At 70.8% G+C, this 16469-nt stretch carries 13 protein-coding genes; 5 read left to right on the top strand and 8 right to left on the bottom strand.

Features of this window, described 5'->3' with window-relative positions; genetic code table 11:
• Window positions 1-197 precede the first annotated feature (197 nt).
• Window positions 198-1427 carry an acyl-CoA dehydrogenase family protein gene (locus tag VFA06_RS11240; protein WP_324840428.1) on the top strand — a complete coding sequence of 410 codons (1230 nt, stop codon included), beginning with the start codon at window positions 198-200 and terminating at the stop codon, window positions 1425-1427.
• A gap of 66 nt (window positions 1428-1493) precedes the next feature.
• Here the strand turns inward: VFA06_RS11240 and VFA06_RS11235 are convergent, their stop codons facing one another.
• From VFA06_RS11235 to VFA06_RS11215, 5 genes are all read right to left on the bottom strand, one after another.
• Window positions 1494-2720, bottom strand: coding sequence for a cytochrome P450 (locus tag VFA06_RS11235; RefSeq protein WP_324840427.1), 1227 nt, complete (start codon window positions 2718-2720; stop codon window positions 1494-1496).
• Window positions 2721-2906: 186 nt separating this feature from the next.
• Window positions 2907-3665, bottom strand: coding sequence for an SDR family oxidoreductase (locus tag VFA06_RS11230; RefSeq protein WP_324840426.1), 759 nt, complete (start codon window positions 3663-3665; stop codon window positions 2907-2909).
• A gap of 6 nt (window positions 3666-3671) precedes the next feature.
• Entirely contained in the window at window positions 3672-4706 is a 1035-nt protein-coding gene (locus VFA06_RS11225; RefSeq protein ID WP_324840425.1) for an NADP-dependent oxidoreductase, read from the bottom strand.
• Window positions 4707-4770: 64 nt separating this feature from the next.
• Window positions 4771-6018, bottom strand: coding sequence for a cytochrome P450 (locus VFA06_RS11220; protein ID WP_324840424.1), 1248 nt, complete (start codon window positions 6016-6018; stop codon window positions 4771-4773).
• A 138-nt stretch (window positions 6019-6156) separates the two neighbouring features.
• Complete coding sequence (locus VFA06_RS11215; RefSeq protein ID WP_324840423.1) at window positions 6157-7278, bottom strand: epoxide hydrolase; 1122 nt, start codon at window positions 7276-7278, stop codon at window positions 6157-6159.
• 315 nt (window positions 7279-7593) lie between these two features.
• Here VFA06_RS11215 and VFA06_RS11210 point away from each other — a divergent pair, with 315 nt between their 5' ends.
• The 3 genes from VFA06_RS11210 (at window position 7594) to VFA06_RS11200 (ending at window position 11973) form a co-directional block, all read left to right on the top strand.
• Window positions 7594-10251, top strand: a complete 2658-nt coding sequence (locus VFA06_RS11210; RefSeq protein WP_324840422.1) for a discoidin domain-containing protein — start codon at window positions 7594-7596, stop codon at window positions 10249-10251.
• 116 nt (window positions 10252-10367) lie between these two features.
• Complete coding sequence (locus tag VFA06_RS11205) at window positions 10368-11180, top strand: SAM-dependent methyltransferase (RefSeq protein ID WP_324840421.1); 813 nt, start codon at window positions 10368-10370, stop codon at window positions 11178-11180.
• Between the two features lie 115 nt (window positions 11181-11295).
• A complete protein-coding gene (locus tag VFA06_RS11200) occupies window positions 11296-11973 on the top strand; it encodes a DUF998 domain-containing protein (RefSeq protein WP_324840420.1) in 678 nt (225 codons plus the stop codon).
• Window positions 11974-12000: 27 nt separating this feature from the next.
• Here VFA06_RS11200 and VFA06_RS11195 read toward each other — a convergent pair whose 3' ends face one another.
• The 3 genes from VFA06_RS11195 to VFA06_RS11185 all read right to left on the bottom strand — a co-directional run bounded on the left by VFA06_RS11195 (window position 12001) and on the right by VFA06_RS11185 (window position 15610).
• Complete coding sequence (locus VFA06_RS11195; RefSeq protein WP_324840419.1) at window positions 12001-12528, bottom strand: hypothetical protein; 528 nt, start codon at window positions 12526-12528, stop codon at window positions 12001-12003.
• Window positions 12529-12736: 208 nt separating this feature from the next.
• The gene (locus VFA06_RS11190; protein ID WP_324840418.1) at window positions 12737-13750 is read right to left on the bottom strand and encodes a hypothetical protein; all 1014 of its coding nucleotides are present in this window, start codon (window positions 13748-13750) and stop codon (window positions 12737-12739) included.
• Window positions 13751-14122: 372 nt separating this feature from the next.
• On the bottom strand, window positions 14123-15610 hold the full coding sequence (locus VFA06_RS11185) for a glycoside hydrolase family 6 protein (protein ID WP_324840417.1): 1488 nt from the start codon (window positions 15608-15610) through the stop codon (window positions 14123-14125).
• 450 nt (window positions 15611-16060) lie between these two features.
• Here VFA06_RS11185 and VFA06_RS11180 point away from each other — a divergent pair, with 450 nt between their 5' ends.
• Window positions 16061-16450: a YccF domain-containing protein gene (locus VFA06_RS11180; RefSeq protein WP_324840416.1), complete on the top strand. Its 390-nt coding sequence runs from the start codon at window positions 16061-16063 to the stop codon at window positions 16448-16450.
• Window positions 16451-16469: the final 19 nt, after the last annotated feature.

Below are 16469 nucleotides of genomic sequence, written 5' to 3'. Positions count from 1 at the left end.
CGCCTGCCCGTGACGCCGGCCCGGTCCCCGAAATGGGACCGGGCCGGCGTCGGCTTTCGCCGCGAGCCCTGGTGCAGCCCTTCTCGAGCCGGTGTCAGCACACTGGCTCGCGGCACGTCCGGTCCGCCTTCCTCGGCGCCGGGGCCCCCGGCCGGCCGCCGGGACGCGCTCGTCCATGTCAGGGTAGGAGATCATAAATGTCCGTTGTGTCTGAAGTCACCACACCCGGCGCGGGTCCTTCGCCCAGCGCGCTGGATCACACGGCGCTGGACAGCGCAGGGAACAACAGCGCCGGGCTGGACAGCGCGGCGCTGGCTCGGGCCGTGCAGATCGCCGCGCGACACGCCGCCGAGGCCGACGCGACCGGACGGCTGGCGCCGCAGGTGGTCGAGGCGCTGCGGGAGGCCGGGTTCGCACGGCACTTCGTCGGCGCGCGCTGGGGCGGCGCCGAGGGCACCTTCACCGACCTGACCGCCGGGGTGCTTGCGCTCGGCCGTGCGTGCGCCTCGGCAGCCTGGACGGCGTCGCTCAGCGCCTATTCGTCCCGCTACGCCTCCCACCTGCCGGAGGAGGGCCACGCGGCGCTGTGGGGGCCGACGCCGGACGCGTTCGTCGTCGCGGGCCTGGTCCCGGGAGGCAGCGCCGAGGCCGCGGACGGCGGCTGGCGGCTGAGCGGCAGCTGGGGCTACGTGAGCGGGGTCGAGTTCGCCGACTGGGCGTTGCTGTGCGCCCCGGCGTCGGTGTCCGGCGCCGATCCCGAGCCGTATTTCTTCGCGCTCGCGCGCGGCAGCTTCAAGATCCTGGAGACCTGGGACTCGGTGGGCATGCGGGCCACCGGCAGCCACACGGTCGTGGCCGACGACGTATTCGTGCCGGCCCATCTGGCGTTCCCGCGTTCACACATGATCACCGGGGTCAGCCCGGCCTCATCCGCGGCGTGCCACAACGTGCCGTTCCAGGCCGTCGGCGGCCTGACGTTCATCGCGCCCGCGGTTGGCGCGGCGGAGGGCGCGCTCGCGGCCGCTTCGGCGGCTCTGGCCGGCAAGCGTCGCACGCCGGGGACCGACATCGAGCTCGTACGTGCTTCCGGACAGGTCGACGTCTCCCGGCACCTGGTCGAGCAGAACGCCGCGATGCTCGACGCGGCCACGTTCACGCCGGCGCTGATGGCCCGCAACGAGCGCAACGCCGTCTTCGCGGCGGAGCTGGTCGCGCAGGCTGTGGCCGCCCTGGCGACCGCCGCCGGTACGAGCGGGTACAGCGAGTCCGCGCCATTGCAGCGCTTCTGGCGGGACGTGACGGTGATGTCGAGCCACATCGCGCTGCGGTACGAGACCGCCGCGGTACGCACCTATCCGCCGGTACTTTTCGCCGGGCACCGAGAAGGAACACAGCGAAGAAACACAACAGGAAACGAAGACAACTGAGAAGGCCGGGCCACCGACGTGGCCCGGCCTTTCAGACTTGCGCGACGTTCCAGCCGGCCCGCCCGCTCAATTACCCCACGCGACCGGAAGCGCCACGAGCGTGTGGTTGACCTCCCCGGTGTGCCATTCGAGTTCGGATTCGGGCACCGCCAACCGCAGGTCCGGGAAGCGGCGCAGCAGGCCGTCCAGGGCGATCTGCAGCTCGATGCGGGCCAGCTGCATCCCGAGACAGTGGTGGATCCCGTGGCCGAAGGCGATGTGCGGATTGGGCGTGCGAGCCAGATCGAGCCGGTCCGGGTCGTCGAAGACGGCCGGATCCCGGTTCGCCGCCGACAACACGATCATCACCGGCTCGCCCTCCCGGATGGTCTCCCCGGCGACCTCGATGTCCGCGGTCGCCACCCGCGGGAAGCCCGTGGTGTCGGTCGCGAACAGGTTGACCGCGCGCAGCAGCTCCTCCACCGCGGCCGGAACGCGGGAGCGGTCCTCGGCCAGCCACCGCCACCACTGCGGGTGGTCGGCGACAAGCGTCAGCACGCTGTTGGCCAGATGGCTCGCGGTGGTATCGAAGCCCGCGCCGATCAGGGTGAAGCCGAAGGTGACCAGCTCGGCCTCGCTGAGCCTGTCCTGCTGGTCGCGGGCCGCGATCAGCGCGGAGAGCATGTCCTGGCCCGGCTCGGCGCGCTTTCTGGCGATCAGCCCGACGATGTACTCGCTCAGCTTCGCGAGCCCCTCCTGCGCGGCCTGCCCGTCGCCGCCGACCGTCGCGAACGCGCGGGCCCAGCGGGCGAAGTCGGCCAGGTCCTCGGACGGCACGCCGAGCAGCTCGCCGATGACCGCGGAAGGCAGCGGCAGGGTGTAGCTCTCGACGAGGTCCGCCGGGGCGCCGCCGGCCGCCACGGCGTCGAGCAGCGTGTCAGACATCTGCTGTACGCGTGGGCGCAGCTCCTCCACCCGCCGCGCGGTGAACGCCCGCACGACGAGTTTGCGCAGCCGCGCGTGTTCGGGGTCGTCCAGGGAGATGATCATGTCCGGCGGCGTGAACATGGTGCCGCCCACGTGTGCGGCACCCGGGGCGCAGGCGGCGGCCCGGCTCAGCCGCGGATCCGCGGACAGCGCCCGTGCCTGCTCGTACCCTGTCACCACCCAGGTGTCCGCCCCGCCGTCGGAGGGCACGCGGGTCACCGGGCAGCGGGCGCGCATCTTCGCGTACTGCGGCGCCGGGCCGCGATAAGACGATCCGGGCAGCGGGAAGACCTCGGCCGCGGTGTCAGCGTCGTGCGGGGTGGGCAAGGGGCACCTCCGTGAGTCACCATCCCGGGCGGCTGGCCGCCGTCGGCACCGTCGGGTGAACGGGGCGCCGGCACCTCGGACGGTACGCAGCCGCCCTCGAGCGCTGGTCGCCGTGTCCTCGACGTGACGAAGCGGGGCGGGCGGCCGGCACCGGCCACCCGCCCCGCCGCCGCGTCCCGGCGGATCTCAGGCCACGTCCATGCCCCCGTCGACGGTCACGATCTGACCGGTGAGCAGATCCTCGGTGGGATCGGCGAGGCGGGTGATCCAGGAGGCGATGATCTCCGGCTCGGCGACCCGGCCGAGCGGGATCTCCTGCGTCACCGACTGGAAGAGCCCTTCGACGGCCTCCGGCGGCAGCCCGTTCGCCGCGTACGCCTCGGTCCGCACGAAGCCGGGCGCGACGGCGTTGACCCGGATACCGCGCGGCGCCAACTCCGCGGCCCAGGTGCGGGTCAGGCTGTGCGCCGCGGCCTTGCTGGCGGCGTACACGGCCGCGCCGGGCGCCGGGTTGTGCCCGGCGCGGCTGGAGACCACCACGATGGCGCCGCCCGGCGCGCGCAGCAACGGCAGGAGCTGCGCCGTCAACAGCACCGGGCCGAGAACGTTGGTTTCCAGGACCGCCCGCGCCACTGCGGCGTCCATCGCGTCGAGCGGGCTGAAGCGGAAGATCCCCGCGTTGTGCACGAGGACGTCCAGTACGCCGCCGTGCTCCCGCACCGCTGCCGCCGCGGCCTGTGCGCCCGCTTCGGTCGTCACGTCGGCGGGCACCGGCACCACGCTCGGATGCAGCCCGGCGACCTCGGCGAGGCGGTCCGGCCGGCGGCCGGTCACCAGTACCCGGTCGGCGCCGAGCGCCGCGAAGCCCAGGGCCGCGGCCCGGCCGATGCCGGTGCCACCGCCGGTGACCAGCACGGTCCGGCCCTCGAAGGTGCGATCGGCCACGGCCGCTCAGCCCCTTTCCGGTGCGACGAGGCGCGCCACCGCCGTGCCGCGCGAGCGGCCGGCCAGCAGGCCGAGGAAGGATTCCGGCAGCCCGGCGACGGAGCCCTCGAACACGGTGTGCGGGTAGACCAGCGCGCCCTGCGCCAGCAGCTCGGCGAACCGCCGGTTCCAGTCTTCGATCTGGTCGGGCGTGTGCAGGGTCGCGAACGGCCGCAGCACGGGCTCCTTCGGGAAGGCCCGCATCAGGTCCAGGCGCGGGCGCCCGCCGTCCCCGCGGCCGAACTGGCCGGCCAGCGCGCCGCACAGGGCGAACCTGGCGCCGTGGGCGGCCACGGTGAGCGCGGCCTCGAACTGCTCGCCCCCGACGTTGTCGAAGAACACGCTGATCCCGTCCGGGGCGAGTGCGGCCAGGCGCTGCGCGACCGGGCCGTCGTGGTAGTCGAACACCGCGTCGAAACCCAGGGACTTGAGATAATCGACCTTGTCCGGAGAGCCGGTGCTGCCGATCACCAGCGCCGCCCCGCGCACCTTGGCCAGCTGCCCGGCCAGCGCGCCGACGCCGCTGGTCGCGCCGGACACGAAGACGACATCGCCGTCGTGTACGTCGGCGATGTCGACCACACCGCGCCAGGCGGTAGGACCCTGCGACAGGAAGTATTCGGGGGCGGGCAGCAGGTCGCGGTCGCGCTTGAAGAACGCCTGCGCCGGGCCGAGCGCGTACTCGCGCCAGCCGAAGAAGTGCTCGACCAGGTCGCCGGGGGCCAGCAGCGGGCTGTTCGAGCGCAGCACGGTGCCGACCGTGCGGCCCCACAGCGGCTGGCCGACCTGGAAGGTGGGGATCGGCAGGTCGGTGTCGGGGTCCAGTTGGTCGCGGTAGACCGCGCCGAGCGCCATCCACTCGTTGCGGACCAGCACCTCGTTGTCGCCGGGTTCGGCGATCGGGATTTCGACTACCTCGAAGTCGTCGGCGCGTACCTGGTCGCCCGGATGGGCGCGCAGCCGCACTTCGAGGCCGGTGGCGGGGATCGTCTCGTCGGTCATCGGGGCTTCCTCTGGCTCGATTTCAGGGAGGGGAACAGGTCGGCGAGGTCGGCGAGGCCGCCGCTCAGCGGGACGCGTCGTCGAGCCCTGTGACGGGCAACGCGGCCAGGCCGTGGTTGACCTCGCCGGTGCGCCAGCGCAGCTGCCCGACGGGTACGGCGAGGCGCAGCTCGGGAAAGCGGCGGGCCAGCGTGCTGAGCGCCACGGCCAGTTCGAGCCGGGCGAGTGGCGCGCCGAGGCAGGAGTGCGGGCCGTGGCCGAAGGCGAGGTGGCCGCCCTGGGCCGCGGGCAGCCCGCCGGAGGGAAAGCGGCCGAAATCCAGCCGCTGCGGTTGCGCGAATACCTCCGGATCCCGGTTAGCGCAGGTCAACCCCAGGAAGACGGCCTCGCCCGTTGGGATGACCGCACCGCCGATGGCGACGTCCTGAGTCGCGATCCGGTGCAGGCCGGAGGTGTCCGTCGCGTTGAGGTTGACCGCGCGCAGCAGCTCCTCGACGATCGGGCCCGCCGCGCCGGGATCGGCGCCGAGCCGCCTCCACGCCTCCCTGTGGTCGCTCAGCAGCGCGAGGACGCAGTTCGCGATCTGCGACGCCGTCGAGTCGTAGCCGGCTCCGAGCAGGGTGTATCCGAACACGACCAGTTCGCCGCCGTCGAGCGCGTCTGCGCCGCGGCGCGCCGTGATCAGCGCGCTGAGTACGTCGTCGCCCGGGTCGTCGCGCTTCGCGTCGATCAGCTTCGTCATGTAGCCGTCAAGCTGCCGCTGTGCCTGCGCCGCGGCTTCGGGCCTGGTCACGTCCGCCATCTGGCGGACCCAGCCGTCGAACACGGCCCGGTCCTCGGCCGGCACACCGAGCAGCTCGCAGATCGTCCTGAGCGCCAGCGGCGCCGCGTAGCCGGCGGCGAGGTCGGCGGGCGCCCCGTGCTCGAGCAGCGAGTCGGCCAGTTCGCCTGCCGCCCGCTCGATCCGCGGGCGCAGCGCGGCGACCCGCGCGGGAGTCAGGGCCTGCTCGGCGAAGTCCCGCAGCCGCGTGTGCTCGGGCGGATCGACGGAGATGATCATACCGGGCGGAGCTTGGAAGAATCCGGAGAAGCGCACCGCGCCGGGGAGGTAGCACGCGGCGCGGCTCAGTCGTGGATCCTCCAGCGCCGCCCGTACGTCTTCGTGCCTGGAGACGATCCAGGCATGACCGCCGCCGGCCACCGGTACCCGTGCGACTGGGCACTCGGCCAGCAGCCGCGCGCTGTGCGGCGCGGGGCCGCGCCAGCTCGATCCCGGGAACGGGAACTCGGGTGACGAGGAGTTCTCGGGCACGGCGCGGCCCCTTTCTGCTCCGGCGGTCCGCGTCGCGTCGGCGGGCCGTTCGCCTGGACGGTAGGCAAGCCGCCTCGGCGCGGGCTCGACCGGCACTGGACCCGGGGCCGTGCGGACGCGGACGCGCGACCGCCTCACTCAGCGCAGCGGGCGGAAGAAGGCGCGCAGTTCCTCGGAGAGCCGCTGTGGATCCTCCAGCGCCGGGAAGTGGCCGCCTTCTTCGTGGTCGATCCACTCGCGCAGGTCGGTGAACCGCCGCTCGCACCACGGCTTGGGCATCCGCCCGTCCTTCGGATAGGTGGAGCAGCCCGCCGGAACGCGCACCGGGTCGAACCGCATGGCGTTGTGGCTTTCCCAGTAGATCCGCGCCGAGGACGCAGCCGTGCGCGCGAACCAGTTCACGCTCACCGCGTCGAGCACCCGATCGCGGGGGATCGCCTTGTCAAGATCGCCGTCGTGGTCGCTCCACGCCCAGTACTTCTCCAGCGCCCAGGCCAGTTGGCCGGCCGGCGAGTCGGTCAGCGCGTAGCCGATCGTCTGCGGCCGGGTGGCCTGGATCGCCGAGTAGCCGCCCTCGTGCTTCTGGAACTCCTTGAGGGCCGCCAGCCCGTCGAGGTCGCGCTGGGACAGCTCGACCGGCTCGCTCGGCGCGGACGCGAACGGCATCGCGATCTGGATGCCGACCAGGTGCGCCGGGTCCGCGGTACCGAGGGCCGCGGTGACGAAGGAGCCCCAGTCTGTGCCGTGCGCGCCGTAGCGGCCGTAGCCGAGATCCGCCATCAGCTTCGCCCAGGCCTCGGCGATCCGCTCCACGTTCCAGCCGGGCGTCGACGGCTTGTCGCTGTATCCGTAACCGGGCAGGGAGGGCAGCACGAGATGGAACGCATCCGCCGGGTCGGCCGGGTTGGTCAATGGCTCGACCAGATCGAGCAGGTCCGTGATCGAACCGGGCCATCCGTGCGTCACAAGCAGCGGCAATGCATCAGGGTGCGGCGACCGCACATGAATGTAATGCACTCGGATGCCGTCGATCTCGATGAGGAACTGACTGAGCTCGGCCAGTCGCCGCTCGGTGGCCCTCCAGTCGTATCCGGTGCGCCAGTACTCGGCGATCTCGCGGAGGTAGTCGAGCGGGACGCCTTGCGACCAGTCGTCGACGGTCTGCGGCTCGGGCCAGCGGGTGCGCGCGAGGCGGTCGCGCAGATCGTCGAGTTCGCTCTGCGGCACTTCATGCCGGAAAGGGATGGGCACAGCGCTCATCGGCGCAAACCTCCGGGACGCGGTGGGCTGACCCGGCGCAGGCTAAGGGCGGCCGGTCGGGAGCCGCCCGCGCGCCACTTGAACCCCGCAACAGACACGGACCGAAAAGCACGGCCGATCCGAAGCCGCATTCGCCCCGCTCGAACCCTGAAACACGCAGGAACCGGACCCTGGTCGTCGGACGGGCTCTGTTCCGGAACTGTGCGAGCCCCTTGACACGCGCGAAACCCGGGCGCGACTATCCCCTTCGGAGAGCGCTCTCCGAACCTATCCGCCTTCCGAACACCCACACTCCCGGTGAAGCTGGAGACGTCAATGAAGGCACGCTCCTCCGGCGCGTTAGCGCCTCGCAAACAACTACCGCGCTGGGCGCGGGCCGCCGCCGCAGTGGCCGCGGCCCTGAGCCTGGCCGTGTACGCGCTGGTCGCGGGCACCACGGCGGCGAACGCCGCGCCGACCCTGCTCTCGCAGGGCAAGCCGACCACCGCCTCGTCGCTGGAGAGCGCCGCGTATCCGGCCTCGAACGCCACCGACGGCAACACCGGCACCCGCTGGTCCTCCGCGTTCAGCGACCCGCAGTGGCTGCAAGTCGACCTCGGCCAGAGCGCGTCGATCAGCCAGGTCGTGCTCCAGTGGGAGGCCGCCTACGCCACCGGATTCCAGATACAGACCTCGAACGACGCGAGCACCTGGACCTCGATCTACTCCACCACCACCGGAACCGGCGGTACCCAGACCCTCAACATCACGGGCTCCGGTCGCTATGTCCGCATGTACGGCACGACGCGGGCGACGCAATACGGCTACTCGCTCTGGGAGTTCCAGGTTTACGGAACCCTCGGCGCAGGCGGCGGTTGCAGCACCGCCGACGCTGCGCTGGGCAAGCCGGCGACCGCCTCCTCGCTGGAGAACTCGACCTTCCCCGCCTCCAACGCCGTGGACGGCAATACCGGCACTCGCTGGTCCTCCGCGTTCAGCGACCCGCAGTGGCTCCAGGTCGACCTGGGCAGCACGCAGTCCATCTGCCAGGTCTCGCTGAACTGGGAGGCCGCGTACGCGACCGCGTTCCAGATCCAGACCTCGAACGACGCGGCGAACTGGACCTCGATCTACTCCACCACCACCGGAACCGGCGGCATCCAGACTCTCAACGTCACCGGATCAGGCCGCTACATCCGCATGTACGGCACCACGCGCGCGACCCCGTACGGCTACTCGCTCTGGGAGTTCGGCGTGTTCACCGGCAGCGGCACCGGCAGCCCCTCGCCCTCTCCCTCCTCCAGCAGCACCGGGGGCCCGCCGCCCGGCTGCACCGGCCAGTCCAACACCCCGAACTTCGGCCCGAACGTGGACATCTTCGACCCGAGCATGTCCTCAAGCAGCATCCAGTCCACGCTGGACTCGGTGTTCAACACCCAGAAGCTCAACCAGTTCGGCACCCAGCGCTACGCCCTGCTGTTCAAGCCGGGCACCTACAGCGCCGAGGCCAACATCGGCTACTACACCTCGATCCAGGGCCTGGGTCAGAACCCTGACGACGTGACCATCAACGGCGACGTCACCGTGGACGCCTTCGACGGCACCGGCAACGCCACGCAGAACTTCTGGCGCTCGGCGGAGAACCTGGCCATCAACCCCTCGGCCGGCAGCGACCGCTGGGCGGTGGCGCAGGCCGGTCCGTTCCGCCGGGTCGACGTGCACGGCGGCCTTGAGCTGTACCCGGCCAGCTACGGCTACGCCAGCGGCGGCTACATCGCCGACTCCAAGGTCTCCGGCCAGGCCTCCAGCGTGTCGCAGCAGCAGTGGTACACCCAGGACAGCAACCTGGGCAGCTGGAGCGGCTCGGTGTGGAACATGGTGTTCTCCGGCGTGAACGGCGCCCCGGCGCAGAGCTTCCCGAGTCCGCCGATGACCACGCTGGCCACCACCCCGGTCTCGCGCGACGTGCCGTATCTGTACGTTGACTCGTCGGGCAACTACCACGTGTTCCTGCCCTCGCTGCGCACCAACGCCTCGGGTCCGAGCTGGAACAGCGGCCCGACGCCGGGCACCTCGGTGCCGATGAGCCAGTTCTTCGTGGTGACCCCGTCGAACACCGCGGCGCAGATGAACGCGGCGCTCGCCCAGGGCTGCAACCTGTTCTTCACCCCCGGCGTGTACAACATCGACCAGACGCTCCAGGTCAACAACCCCAACACCGTGGTGATGGGCCTCGGCTTCCCGACCCTGATCCCGGTGAACGGCGTCGACACGATCCACGTGGCCGACGTTGACGGCGTGCGCCTCAACGGCCTGCTGCTGGACGCCGGCACCGCCAACTCCAACGCGCTGCTGACCGTCGGGACGCAGGGCTCGACCGTGAGCCACGCGGCCAACCCCGACTCGATCCAGGACGTGTTCTTCCGGATCGGCGGCGACATCGCCGGCAAGGCCACCAACAGCCTGATCGTCAACGCCGACAACACCCTGATCAACGACATCTGGGCCTGGCGGGCCGACCACGGCAACGGCGGCACGGTCGGCTGGACCACGAACACCGCGGCGCACGGACTGGTCGTGAACGGCGACAACGTGCTGGCTACCGGCCTGTTCGTCGAGCACTACCAGAACTACGAGGTGCAGTGGAACGGCAACGGCGGCGAGACGATCTTCTTCCAGAACGAGAACCCGTACGACCCGCCGAACCAGGCCGCCTGGATGAACGGCTCGACCAACGGCTACGCGGCCTATGAGGTCGCGCCCGGGGTCACCAGCCACCAGGCCTACGGCATGGGCAGCTACTGCTACTTCAACGTCAACCCGGCGGTGGTCAACGACCACGCCTTCGAGGCGCCGTCCACCTCCGGCGTGCAGTTCCACGACCTGCTGACCGTCTCGCTCGGCGGGGTCGGCGTGATCGAGCACGTCATCAACGGCACGGGAGGCGCCACACCGTCCAACACCACCCCGGTCGACGTGACCAGCTATCCCTGATAAGGGCCGCTTCGAAGTCTGACCCCGTTTTGGCATAGAGCTGCCGCGTTCCCCGCCTCGGGGAGCGCGGCAGCGCTAGCATCGGGACCACAGTGCGGAACGAAGGGAGGACCGTCATGTCCGAGCGGGGCCTGACGGCCGACCAGATCGACACCAGCGTCGCCCATCCGGCGCGGATGTACGACTACTACCTCGGCGGCCGGGACAACTACGAGGTCGATCGCGAGGCCGCCCAGCGCATCATCAGCGCTCTGCCGTCGATCGTCGCGGGCGCCCGCGCGAACCGGGCGTTCCTGCACCGGGCGGTGCGCACGCTCGTGGCCGAGCACGGGGTGCGGCAGATCATCGACATCGGAACCGGCATCCCCACCTCGCCGAACACGCACGAGATCGCGCAGTCCGTGGACCCGGCGGCCCGCGTCGTGTACGTCGACAACGACCCGATCGTGGCCGTCCACGCGCAGGCGAGGCTCACCGGCGTCGGCAACACCGCCTTCATCCCCGGCGACGCGCGCCGGCTCGACGAGATCCTGGAGCGCGCGCGGGAACACGGCCAGATCGACTTCGGCCAGCCGATCGGCGTGCTGCTGGTGGCGCTGCTGCACTTCGTCAGCGACGCCGAGGACCCGGCCGGGCTGGTGGCCCGCCTCTACCACGCGCTGCCGGCCGGCAGCTACCTGGTGATCAGCCACGCCACCCGGGACCGGGAGACCGCGGAGAACTTCGAGCCGCTCGCCGAGCTGCTCGACGTGTACCGGCACGCCACCGCCTCGCTGACGCTGCGCACCCACGCGCAGGTGCTCGGCTTCTTCGAGGGCTTCGACCTGCTGGAGCCGGGCCTGGTCTCGGTCTCCTCCTGGCGGCCGGCGCCGGACTCGACCGAGCCGCCGTGGATCGGGATCTACGGCGGCGTCGGCCGCAAGCGCTAGGCGTTACTCCGAACGGGCGACGTGCCCGTGATCAGGCACGATCACGGTTTGTTAACTCCGGGTTAGGGGACCATCACGGAAGGGAGTTTCGTCCCGGCTGCCAAGGGGGGCTGCCATGACACCGGATCAAGACGTAAGAACCGTGCAGCGGCTGCGTTTCGGGATCGGCGCGATCGGGCTGCTGCTGCCGATCGTCCTGCCGTTCGGCAATTGGATCTTCGTGCAGTTCGGCCATCACACCGAGATCATGCCGAGCTCGATGAGCAGTTCGTACTACACCAGCACACGCAACATCTTCGTCGGGGGCCTGTGTGCGCTCGGCGTGTTCCTGGTCGGTTACCGGTACAACGCGCGCGACGACAAGTGGAGTACCGTCGCCGGGATCTTCGCGATCGCGGTCGCGCTGTGCCCGACTGCGCCTAAGGTGCCGACGCCGTATCAGTCCGCGATCGGTTACGCACACCTGAGCTTCGCGGGGGTGCTGCTGACGGCCCTGGCGATGTTCTGCATCTGGTCGTTCCGGGATCCGGCCGTCGAGGAGCGCCGCAGGGTCAACCACGCCTACCTGACCGCCGGGATCCTCATCCTGGCCTTCCTCGCCATCGCGGTGATCGCCGGCGCGGTGCACTGGGGCGACCACTGGACGGTGACCCCGCTGTACGCCTGCGAAAGCCTGTCGGTCTGGGCCTTCGGCGCCGCCTGGATCGGAGCGGCCCTTGAGCTCGGTGCGCTCCAGCCGCGGGTGCCTCCGGCGACTCCGCCGGTGCCGACGACCGGCGCCCTGCAGCCCTGACCGAGCGAATCCGCACCGGCCGGTCCGTCAGTCCAGATCCGGACCGGCGTCCCGCACCTCTTCCACCTTCTGCATCGCGTCGCGCAGGTCGGACAGCCAGCTCTCGGCTCGCTGGCCGACCTGCCGCACGCACCAGGCCAGCGCGTCGCTGCGGCTGCGTGCCACGCCCGCGTCCACGAGCGTGTCGAGCAGCTGCCGATCGGTCTGCTTCAGCCGCGTCATCACCGGCACCGACAGCGTGGTGAACGGCTGCGTGGTCTCACCGCAGCGCACCCACCACGACACCTTGCGCCGGAACTCGTGCTCCGCCTCCCGCGCGACCCGCATCCGCGCGGACCGGGTGCGCTCGCGGAATTCCTTGATCCGCCCGGCGACCGCGGCCGCCTTCTCCGCCGCCGAGGCGCCCTCGGCCGTCTCCGGCTCGGGGATGCGCCCGATCACGGTGATCTCCTCGCGGTCGACGGTCACCTCGGGCGGTCCGTCGAACAAGCCTTCCGGCAGCCGGCCGGTGAACCAGCCGCGCAGCGTCTCGGTGGTTTCCTGATGAGTAGCCATGCAACGATGATTACACGATTACAGAATTACACGAGTGCGGGGCCGTACGCCATCAGCGAACGCGAAAACTGCCTGGCACGGGCCGGATAGGGCTCGTGCCAGGCAGGCGGTCAGACGGGCCGGACGCGCTAGGACCAGCCCGTCGGTGCGTTAATGCACACGACCATCAACAACTTGCGGTTCGGTGGAGTCCGGCTGGAGGCGGAGCTCAGCCGGAGGTGGCGCAGCCGCCCGCGTTGTTGCTCCAGGTCGGCTGGATCGCGTAGGTGCCGGTGGACAGGCTCAGGGTGGTCAGCCCCTGCCAGGCGCACAGGTCGCCGTTCTCCTCGCCGTCGGAGGCCACCCAGCCGCTGGAGGGCTCGGGGTCGGTGACGGCCTCGGCGTATTCGTGCCCGCCGACGATGCTGAACCCGTCGAGCTGGTTCTGCACCGAGTCCGCGCCGCAGCCGGAGCCGGCGTCCAGGACGTACGGCATGTTCGTGTACGCGGTCGTGCCGTTCCAGTCGTGCCAGGCGCAGAAGCCGGAGTTCGGGAAGCCGTCGGGGCTGGTGCCGCTCGGGCTGACCACGAACACGTCCGCGTCGGGCCCGGACACGCCGAAGTGCTGCGCGCCGACCTGGGCCTCGGCCGCGATGTCGGACTGCGAGGCGTTGGCCGGGGCGGAGCCGGAGTCGTCGACCCAGGTGCCGCCGAGCACCGAGCCGTTGAAGGACGGGCCGGCGCCGCTGCTGTCGGTGTACTGGGTCATGATCGTGGACCAGTTGTCGCCGGAGCCGCCGAGTCCGCCGAAGAAGCCCTGCAGGTACTGCTGCACGCCGTTGCCGTCGCTGTCCCACTGGTTGCCCCAGAAGACCAGGTAGACGGTGGGGTTGTGCTCGACCGGGCCGCCGTTGTAGATCAGGTCGCCGCCGGCCTGCGGCCGGACCTTGGCCTGGGACCGCGCGCCGTGCTGGGCGACCACGCCGTAGCGGCCGTGGGTCTCGACGCGCAGGGTGCGGCCGTGCGTGTGCACGTAGTGGACGGTGCCGCCGGCGGCAGCGGCGCTGTTGTGGGTGGGGGTGTTGGTCGCGGCATCGGAGACGACGTGCGCGGATGCGGCTCCCGCGGACATCGAGGCGCCGAAGGCGACCAGGGCTATGGTGCAGAGTCCGGCCACGGTCCGGCGCGACCGCGGCGTGGTGCGTCCGGCTCGGGTGTTACCCGCGCCGTTGTGGTTCAGCATGGGATCTTTTCTCCTCGCGCAGTTCCCCGCGCGGCCGATTCGGCCGCGGTGGGTTTTTCGGGGTTGTCGCAGGATGCAGACGTGCAGGTACGAACCGAGTGCTTGCCCTCGGATCACGACGAGCTGTAGTCGGCCCGGACCGCCTGCAACCCGTACGCATTTGACACCGGATCATCGCGGTTGTCCGCAAAGTAAGCTGAAAATAACCTTAAAGCTATTTCCAGGTATCCTGAAACCGCAGATGAGAGCACTTATTCGGCGAAGCCTAAGGCCTTTGATTCGGGCGTCCGTTCCCGCCCACACGCGGACGGCCGGTCCGTCGCCGGACCGGCCGTCTTCCCCGTCCCCGTTATCCCGGGCAGCGGCTGCGGCTCAGGAGCAGGCCGCTCCGTTGAGCGTGAAGTTGCTCGGGGCCGCGTTGCTCGACGTCCACGTGCCCTGCATCCCGACCCCGGTCAGCGTTCCGCCGGGAGCGATCGATCCGTCATAGGACACGTTGGTGAGGGTCACGGTCGCCCCGCTCTGCGACGCGGTGGCGCCCCAGGCGTTGGTCACCTTCTGGTCGCCGTTGTAGCGGAACGTCACCGTCCAGCCGTTGATCGGTGCGGTGCCGGTGTTGTTGATCGTGACGCTCGCGGTGAAGCCGCCCGGCCAGGTGCTCGAGTTCGCGTAGGTCACGTGGCACGGTCCCGACCCCACGCTGGCCGAAGGCGAACTCGACGGGCTCTGGCTCGGGCTCTGCGAGGGCGAGGCGGACGCGGACGGCGAATTGCTCGGCGAGGCGGACGGGCTGGCGCTGGTCGCAGACGGCGTCGGCGAGGAGCTGCGCGTAGGCCCGTTGACGATCAGCGCGTACGCCAGCGCGGGGTCGAAGGTGCCCGCGGCGTCGGCGCAGCCGTCCGATTCGCCCGGAGGCTTGACCCACAGGTAGGCGTCCACCGCCGGGTCGCCGGTGTTGGCGGTCGGCGGCTGGCCCAGCGCGCGGCCGCTCGGGTCGCACCACGGGTTGCCGGGCGCGGGACCGTTGCCGTTGCGGCTGGTGTCCACCACGATGTGCAGGTTCGACGGGTTGCCGAGCGCGGAGAGCACCTGCTTGTCGTAGTTCACCTCGTCCGAGGTGTTCATGAAGTTCGAGACGTTGGAGAAGATGCCGTCGGCGCTGGTCTTCACGCTCGCCGCGTTGAGTGCCGCGGCTTGCGCCGAGGGCGAGTTCCAGCTCGAGTGCCCGGCGTCCATGTAGACCTTGGCGGCCGGGTCCGCGGCGTGGATCGCCTGGCCGGCGAAGGCGAGGGCCGCGTCGCGGTCCGCGGCCTGCGACGAGGACAGGCAGGTCTGCAGGGCGAGCGAGTCCGGTTCCAGGATCACGATGACCTGGTGCGTGCCCAGTCCGTTGGCGAAGCTCTGCACGTAGCTCTTGTAGCTGGCGGTGTCGGGCGCGCCGCCCGTCGAGGCGCCGCCGCAGTCGCGGTTCGGGATGTTGTACATCACCAGCACCGGGGTCTTGCCCGCGGCGGCGGCCGCGCTGGTGATCGCCGAGGCGTCGGACTGCACCGTGGACGGATTGTAGTTGGCGAACCAGATGCCCTGCGGCTGCGAGGCGATCTGGGAGGCGATGGCCGGCTCGCGCGAGTCGCCGGGGTTCGCGGCGTCCCACTTCATCACGGCCGAGTTCGGGTAGACGTAGAACTGCGTGCCGCTCGCGATGCTGCCGGCGGCGGCGACCCCGGTCAGCTGGGTGACGGCGGCGAGCGTCAGCATGGCCACGGCGGACGCGCCGACGGCGACGGCGCCTCGGCGCCTGCGGGCGGGATCGGGGCGCGCCGAGGCGCCCCTCCGATCGAAGAGGTCTGGTACGCGCATCCCGAAGCAATCCCTTCCCGGTGAGCGGCGGCCTGCGCCGGTGCGGGCCGCGCGGATCGCCGGGCCGCCCGCGGGTCCCGGCGCGCCGGAAAACTAGCGGGGCGCGGCGGTGCTGGTAAATGCCGGGTAACCAAACCCGCGCGAGACCGAGCGGCTCCGGCCGGTGCCTTGCCCGGCAAACCGGACGTTCAGCAGCGGCTTTACTCGCCGGTGCGGCGCGGCGCCGGCTTCGGGGTGCAGGAAGTTGACAACCCCCGACCCTGAAACTTGCACGTGCCTCACGGCGCGTCGGCGTTTCGGCGCGACGCCGGGCAACGCCGCGACGTGTGTCGAACGTCGGATCGATGGCCGCAGCCGGAAGCCGTAACTTTCGCGGCGCGGACCGGGCGCCCCGACCGCGGGCGTCCGGCGCAGGTGCATTGAACGGCGCGATGCGGTGAGCTTGTAAGTATGAGACTCATCCTGAACGTCATCTGGTTCGTGCTGTGCGGACTGTGGCTGGCGATCGGTTATGCGCTGGCCGGATTGCTGTGCTTCGTCCTGATCATCACGATTCCGTTCGGGTTCGCCGCGTTCCGTATCGCCAACTACGCGCTGTGGCCCTTCGGCCGCTCGATCCTGCCGCGCCAGACGGCGGGAGTGGCCTCGGTGATCGGCAACGTGCTCTGGATCCTGCTGTTCGGCTGGTGGCTGGCGATCGGGCACCTGGTCACCGGGGCGGTGCTGTGCCTGACGGTCATCGGCATCCCGCTCGGCCTGGCCAACTTCAAGCTGATCCCGATCTCGCTGGTCCCGCTGGGCGTGCAGATCGTGCCCAGCGGCACGCCCGGCTCGATCTGACTGGGCTCGATCTGACCGG

It is taken from the genome of Actinocrinis sp., assembly GCF_035653575.1.
Taxonomy (GTDB): Bacteria; Actinomycetota; Actinomycetes; order Streptomycetales; family Catenulisporaceae; genus Actinocrinis.
The sequence above is the reverse complement of the archived record's forward strand: the minus strand, read 5'-3'. Positions and strand labels throughout refer to the sequence as shown.